Genomic DNA, 6,945 nt, shown 5'->3' with positions numbered 1-6,945 from the left:
GCCCTCGGCGTGCTGGCCCAGCAGGCCGCCGCCGGCGGTTTCATCGAAGACAGCAAGGCCAGCCTGACCCTGCGCAACTTCTACATCAACTCGGACAACCGCGAAGGCACCGCCGCGCCGTCCAAGCAGGAAGAGTGGGGCCAGGGCTTCCTGTTCAACTACGCCTCCGGCTACACCGAAGGCACCGTCGGCGTGGGCGTCGATGCCCTCGGCCTGTTGGGCGTGAAGCTGGATTCCGGCAAGGGCCGCCACTACAACCCGACCAGCGCCAACTACGGCGGCACCGTGTTCCCCACCGACAACGACGGCCGCGCCAAGGACGATTTCGGCAGCCTGGGCGTGACCGGCAAGGTGCGCTTCTCCAAGACCGAAGCGCGCCTCGGCACCCTGCTGCCGAAGCTGCCGGTGGTGACCTACAACGACGGCCGCCTGCTGCCGCAGACCTTCGAGGGCGGCCAGGTGACCTCCAGCGAGATCGCCGGCCTGACCCTGATCGGCGGCCAGCTGGAACACGCCAAGGGGCGTAACTCCAGCGACGCCCGCGGCCTGTCGATCGCCGGCGCCAACAACGCCCGCACCGGCCAGTTCGTCAACAAGTTCTACTTCGCCGGTGGCGACTACAAGGTCAGCGACAACCTGGTCGCGCAGTACTACTACGGCAACCTGGAAGACTTCTATCAGCAGCACTTCGTCGGCCTGACCCACAACTGGGCGCTGCCGGTGGGCGCGCTGAAGTCCGACCTGCGCTACTTCTACAGCGATTCCGACGGCAAGAACGCCAGCGCCGCCGGCCGCCGCGAAGGCTTCCGCAGTGCGGGCAACTGGGCGACCAACGACCCGGACCGCTACGAGGTGGACAACCGCACCTGGAGCGCCCTGTTCACCTACACCCTCGGCGGCCACGCGGCCAGCCTGGGCTACCAGCAGGTGTCCGGCGACAGCGCCTTCCCCTTCCTCAACCAGGGCGACGGCGCCACCGCCTACCTGATCACCGACCGCCAGATCGGCAAGTTCCTCAGCGCCGGCGAGCGCACCTGGGTGGCCGAATACGCCTACGACTTCGCCAAGCTCGGCGTGCCGGGGCTGAAGGCGGTGGGCACCTACCTGAAGGGCAGCAACATCGAGACCCAGGGCAGCGACCAGGGCGAGTGGGAGCGCGACTTCCGTCTCGACTACGTGCTGCAGGACGGCCCGCTGAAGGGTCTCGGCCTGTCCTGGCGGAATGCCGCCCTGCGCAGCGACGCCGCCCGCGACCAGGACGAGAACCGCCTGATCCTCAGCTACACCCTGACGCTGCTGTAAGGACGGTGGTGGGCTGAAGCCCACCCTACGATCGCTCCACAGCTTGCGTAGGTTGGTGTAGAGCGCAGCGAAACCCAACGTTGCGGCGCCTGTGACCGGCCGCGTTGGGCCTCGCAGGCTCGGACCAACCTACGGGGCCGCTGCGCCGCCCTTGGCGAATGAATTCGCCCCCACAGGGAAGTGCCAGGGAGAGGGGCTTTTGTAGGTTGGGCAGAGCGCAGCGAAGCCCAACGAGGGGGGCCGAAACTCCGTGAGTTGGGCTTCGCTTAGCTCAGCCACAACCTACGGGCAGGCTCACCAATCACATCAAGAAACGATCAGCGCCAGTCGAGAATCGGCCAACCAGCTGCCTCAGCATGGGCACGTAGAGTCGGATCGGGGTTGACCGTGCGGGGATTGGCCACCAGGGAGAGCAGTGGCAGGTCGTTGCGCGAGTCGGAATAGAAGTAGGCGCCTTCCAGGCTTTCGCGCTGTTCCTCCAGCCAGGCGTTCAGGCGGGTCACCTTGCCGTCGCGGTAGGTGAGCACGCCGCGGGTGCGGCCGCTGTAGCAGCCGTGCTGTTCTTCCAGGTCGATGGCCAGCACTTCTTCCACGCCCAGGCGTTCGGCGATGGCGCTGACCAGGAAGTGCGCCGAGGCGGAGATGATCAGGATGCGGTCGCCAGCGGCACGGTGCTGGGCCAGGCAGCGCATGGCGTCGGAGTGGATAAGCGGCTCGACCACGTCCTCAACGAAAGGCCCGGCCACGAAGTCCACTTCTTCAGCGGTGCGACCTACCAGCGGCGACAGGCTGAAGGCCATGTAGTCCTCCATCGCCAGTTTGCCTTCGGCATAGAGCGCCATGAGTTCATGGTCCTTGCGGATGAAGGATTCGCCGTCGACCCACCCGAGTTCTGCCATGTGGGTGCTCCACAAGCTGGCGCAGTCGCCGTCTATCAGGGTGTCGTCGAGATCGAAGATTGCCAGGGCCATCAGGCCACCTCCCGGATTGCGTGATCGTCTATGCACAGGCCGATGCGTTGGCCTTTGCGGTGCAGATCTTCGACGGAGCGGTTGAGCACGTCCACCACCAGTTCCACACCGCGCGCTTCGACGCGATAGCGCACCACGTTGCCCAGCAGGCTGTGGCTGCGCACTTCCGCCTCGATACCGCCTTCGCGGCTGAGGGTGATGGCTTCCGGGCGTATGGCGACGCGGCCGCTCACCGGGCGTTGCAGCAGGCGGCTGGCGGTGTCGGCGTCGAGCAGGTTGTAGTTGCCGATGAAGCCGGCGGCGAAGGCGTCCACCGGAGCGGTGTAGAGGGTTTCCGCGTCGCCACTCTGGACGATGCGGCCGGCATTCATCAGGAAGATGCGGTCCGACAGGGTCAGGGCTTCTTCCTGGTCGTGGGTGACGAAGATGGTGGTCAGGCCCAGTTCCTGCTGAATGGAGCGGATCTGTTCACGCAGGTGCTTGCGGATGCGGGCATCCAGTGCCGACAGCGGTTCGTCCAGCAGCAACAGGCGTGGGCGGGTGACCAGCGAGCGCGCCAGGGCGACACGCTGGCATTGGCCACCGGAAAGCTGGTGCGGGTAGCGCGCGGCGAAGTCTGAAAGCTCCACCATGGCCAGGGCCTCATTTACCCGGCGCTGGCTGTCGGCGGCATCGACTTTCTGCATACGCAGGCCGAAGGCGACGTTCTGCTGCACCGTCATGTTGGGGAACAGCGCGTAGCTCTGGAACACCATGCCGATGCCGCGCTTCTGCGGTGACAGCGGTACCAGGTCCTGACCTTGCAGCAGGATCTGTCCGCCGTTCACCTCGGTCAGGCCGGCGATGCAGCGCAGCAGGGTGGATTTGCCACAGCCGGAGGGGCCGAGCAGGGTGACGAACTCGCCCTTGCCGATCTCGCAGTGGATGTCGCTGAAAATCGCGGTCTGGCCGTAGTTCTTGTGCAGGCCGCGGATGGAAAGAAAGCTCATGCCTTGTCCTTGTTCAGACGGTTGGCTGCCCAGGTGAACAGCAGCACGAAGAAGAAGTAGGAGATCACCAGGGCGCTGTTGAAGTGGCCGCTGCTGTTGCGCATGTTGTTCAGGTACACCTGCAGGGTCTCGTAGCGAGTACCCACCAGCAGGTTGGCGAAGACGAACTCGCCGAACAGGAACGAGAACGACAGGAACAGCGAAACCATCAGGCCCTTGCGCAGGTTGGGCAGAACCACCAGGAAGGCGGCCTTCCAGGTGCTGGCGCCGAGCAGTTGGGCGGCATCCATCAGGTCACGCAGGTTGATCGCCTGCAGGTTGTTGGTGATGGCGCGGTACATGAAGGGCAGGGCGATGGTGAAGAAGCAGCCGATCAGGATCCAGGGCGTTCCCACCATGGCCAGCGGACCCGAACCATAGATCTGCAACAGACCGACCGAAGACACCACCGGCGGCACCGCGAAGGGCAGCAGGATGAGGATGTTCATCAGGGCGTCGAGCTTCGGGAAGTGGTAGTGCACCACGAACAGCAGCGGCAGGATCAGCACCACCGACAGTGCCAGGGCACCGAAGCACACCAGCAACGATTGGCCGAAGGCGGTGAGGAAGCGGGTATCGCTCCACAGTGCCAGGTACCACTTGAAGGTCAGGCCGTCCGGGAGGATGGTCGCCGACCAACTGGTGGAGAGCGAGTAGAGCAGGGTACCGGCCAGCGGCAGCAACAGGATCAGGAACAGCAGCCAGACCACCACGCGATGGTAGAGGCTGCCATGGCGGGATTCAGCGGGCGACATGGTAGCTCCTCTTCAGCAGCCACTGGTGCACCACCGTGATCAGTGCCATCAGCCCCACCAGCACCATCGCCAGGGCGCTGGCCAGGTTGGGGTTGAGCGCGATGTCGCCGGCGACCATGGCGGCGACGCGGATGGTCAGTACGTTGAAGTTGCCGGTGGTGAGGGCATAGACGGTGGCATAGGCGCCGAGGGCGTTGGCCAGGAGGATGACGAAGGTGCCCAGCAGGGCGGGGGTCAGCACCGGCAGGCCGATGTGTCGCCAGAACTGCCAGGGGCTGGCGCCCAGCAGGGCAGCCGACTCGCGCCAGTCCTCGCGCAGGGCGTCAAAGGCCGGATAGAGCAGCAGCACACCGAGGGGAATCTGGAAGTAGGTGTAGAGCACGATCAGGCCGGCCTTGGAGTAGAGGTTGAAGTCCTCGATCACGCCGGACTGCTTGAGCAGGATGGTCAACGCGCCATTGAAGCCGAGCAGGATGATGAAGGCGAAGGCCAGCGGCACACCGGCGAAATTGCTGGTCATGTTGGAGAAGGCCATGACGAAGTCGCGCAGCTTCGAATCGACCTTACGCAGCGAGTAGCTGCCGATCACCGCGATGACGATGCCGAACAGGCTCGACCAGAAGGCGATCTGCAGGCTGTGCTTGATGGCCTGCAGGTAGAACTTCGAGCTGAACACCTTGGCGAAGTTGCCCAGGCCCCAGCCCTCCGGTGTGTTCAGGCTGTTGAGGGCGACCCAGGCCAGCGGCGCAATCTGGAACAGGATGAAGAACAGGGCGAAGGGCAGCAGGCAGAGCAGTGCCAGCCATTTGCCCCGGATGGAGGAATTCACTTCAGCAACTCCCGGCAGACGGTCTTGTCGTGAGACGCGCCGAGCAGTTCGCAGACGGTGCCGCACAGCTCGGTCTGTTTCGGCTGTGCCGTGGCATCCAGGCTGAAGGCATCACCGATGACGAACAGCGGCACCTCGCGCTCCTCGGGGAGCAGGCCGTTGTGGGAGCGATCGTTGTTCATGCCGTGGTCGGCGGTCACCAGCACCTGGTAACCGGCGTCCATCCAGCGTTGCAGGTATTCGGCCAGGAGGATGTCGGCGACCCGCGCACTGTTGCGGTACTGCGGCGAGTCCAGGCCGTGCTTGTGGCCGGCATCGTCGACGTTCATCGGATGCACCAGGAGGAAATCCGGGTTGTGGCGCTGGCGCAGACTTTCCGCGTCGGCGAACAGGTGCGAATCCGGGTAGTGGTCGGCGTAGTAGAAGTGGCCGTGCTGAATCGGCAGCTGCGGCGCTTCGGTGTGGCGGTCGCGGGCAGCGTTGAAGGGCGAGGTGTTGTACAGCTCGCTGACCCAGTGATACGCAGCGGCGGCGGTGGTCAGCCCGGCGGCACTGGCGTAGTGGAAGATGCTGCGTTCCTTCGACAGGCGCGATACGTCGTTGTGGACGATGCCGCTCTGGATCGGTGGAACGCCGGTGAGGATGCATTCGTAGAGCGGGCGGGACAGCGCCGGCAGCTCGCACTGGAGCTTGTACAGCACCGCCTTGCCGGCTCCGCACCAGGCCTGAAGGTGACCCAGCGCGTGCCGGGCCACCTCGTAGTTCAGGCCATCCAGCAGGACGAGGATGACTTTGTTCTTCATGGTTCGCCTCAAAGCAGCCCAAGCGCCTGCAAGCGATTGGGCCAGCTCCTTATTCCATCTCGATAATCACGTGTTCCTGCCACAGCTGCGGCAATGCCTTGGAGGTCTCTTCCCAGGCCTTGGCATCCTTGATCGGCTGGACCTTGGCGTACTGCTCATTGGGCAGCAGCTTGGCCTTGACCTCAGCCGGCAGGGTCAGGTGTTCGGCGCGGATCGGGCGGGCGTTGCCCTTGGCCAGGTTGATCTGGCCGGCATCGCTGAGGATGTACTCGCGGGCCAGTTTCGCGGCGTTCGGGTTCTTCGCGTACTTGTTGATGATGGTGGTGTAGCCGGAGATCACCGAGCCATCGGAGGGGATCAGCACTTCGAAGCGGCTGGGATCGATCTGGTCGCGGTAGGACAGGCCGTTGAAGTCCCAGACGATGCCGACTTCCACCTCACCTTTCTCCAGGGTCTGGATGGTCGGGTTGGACAGCGACAGGCGGCCCTGTTTAGCAATATCGGCGAAGAAGTCCAGGCCCGGCTGGATGTTCTTCTCGTTACCGCCGTTGGCGATGGCGGCGGCCAGCACGCCGTTGACGGCCTGGGCGGCGGCGCTGACGTCACCGATGGCGACCTTGTACTTGCCCTGCTTCAGGTCGGCCCAGGACTTGGGCGCTTCCTTCACCAGCTGCTTGTTGACGATGAAGGCGATGGAGCCGGTATAGGCCAGCATCCAGTGGCCGTCGGCGTCCTTGGCCCAATCGGGGATCTGGGACCAGGTGCTGGGCTTGTAGGACTGGGTCACGCCCTGCTGGACGGCGATGGGGCCGAAGGCTGCGCCAACGTCGCCGATGTCGGCGGTGGCGTTGTCCTTCTCGGCGGCGAACTTGGCGATTTCCTGGGCCGAACTCATGTCGGTGTCGACGTGCTTCAGGCCGTACTGTTTGTTCAGGTCAACCCAGGTGTCCTTCCAGTTCGCCCAGCTGTCGGGCATGCCCACGCTGTTCACTGCGCCTTCCTTGCGCGCGGCTTGTTCGAGACTCTTCAGATCTGCGTCGCTCGCCATCGCCTGGGTTCCCAGGGCGATGGCCGTTCCCATCAGTGAAGCCAGCAACAGGCGTTTCATGTGAAGCTCCTTAGCAGGTTTGGAGGTTGGTCTAGATCAGCAAGACCCAGGCCAAATCTAAAAGCCTTCGATGACGGTTTGATTTCAGGGTCGCCACCCGGTCCGGCGGCGGCAGACGCCTGAAAAGCGTAGACCATGGCCAAGTAGCG

General features: G+C 64.3%; 7 protein-coding genes. 1 reads left to right on the top strand and 6 read right to left on the bottom strand.

Annotated elements, in window-relative coordinates:
• On the top strand, window positions 1–1,302 hold a 1,302-nt coding region (locus tag E8F06_RS29320; RefSeq protein WP_280370653.1), incomplete at its 5' end, for an OprD family porin.
• A gap of 317 nt (window positions 1,303–1,619) precedes the next feature.
• On the opposite strand, the gene E8F06_RS29315 is transcribed toward E8F06_RS29320, so the two are convergent.
• The 6 genes from E8F06_RS29315 to E8F06_RS29290 are packed head-to-tail and all read right to left on the bottom strand — an operon-like array spanning window position 1,620 to window position 6,796.
• Complete coding sequence (locus tag E8F06_RS29315) at window positions 1,620–2,273, bottom strand: HAD-IB family hydrolase (protein ID WP_280372640.1); 654 nt, start codon at window positions 2,271–2,273, stop codon at window positions 1,620–1,622.
• Window positions 2,273–3,262: an ABC transporter ATP-binding protein gene (locus tag E8F06_RS29310; protein ID WP_280372639.1), complete on the bottom strand. Its 990-nt coding sequence runs from the start codon at window positions 3,260–3,262 to the stop codon at window positions 2,273–2,275. Before E8F06_RS29310 ends, E8F06_RS29315 begins: the two co-directional genes overlap by 1 nt.
• A complete protein-coding gene (locus tag E8F06_RS29305) occupies window positions 3,259–4,056 on the bottom strand; it encodes an ABC transporter permease (RefSeq protein ID WP_280372638.1) in 798 nt (265 codons plus the stop codon). Before E8F06_RS29305 ends, E8F06_RS29310 begins: the two co-directional genes overlap by 4 nt.
• Window positions 4,043–4,885: an ABC transporter permease subunit gene (locus tag E8F06_RS29300; protein ID WP_280372637.1), complete on the bottom strand. Its 843-nt coding sequence runs from the start codon at window positions 4,883–4,885 to the stop codon at window positions 4,043–4,045. Before E8F06_RS29300 ends, E8F06_RS29305 begins: the two co-directional genes overlap by 14 nt.
• Entirely contained in the window at window positions 4,882–5,688 is an 807-nt protein-coding gene (locus tag E8F06_RS29295) for an alkaline phosphatase family protein (protein WP_280372636.1), read from the bottom strand. Before E8F06_RS29295 ends, E8F06_RS29300 begins: the two co-directional genes overlap by 4 nt.
• 49 nt (window positions 5,689–5,737) lie before the next feature.
• Window positions 5,738–6,796: an ABC transporter substrate-binding protein gene (locus tag E8F06_RS29290; RefSeq protein WP_280372635.1), complete on the bottom strand. Its 1,059-nt coding sequence runs from the start codon at window positions 6,794–6,796 to the stop codon at window positions 5,738–5,740.
• Between the last annotated feature and the right edge of the window lie 149 nt (window positions 6,797–6,945).

It is taken from the genome of Pseudomonas sp. BN411, assembly GCF_029871235.1.
Classification (GTDB): Bacteria; Pseudomonadota; Gammaproteobacteria; order Pseudomonadales; family Pseudomonadaceae; genus Metapseudomonas.
Note: the sequence above shows the minus strand (reverse complement) of the source record. Positions and strands in the feature narration are given on the sequence as shown.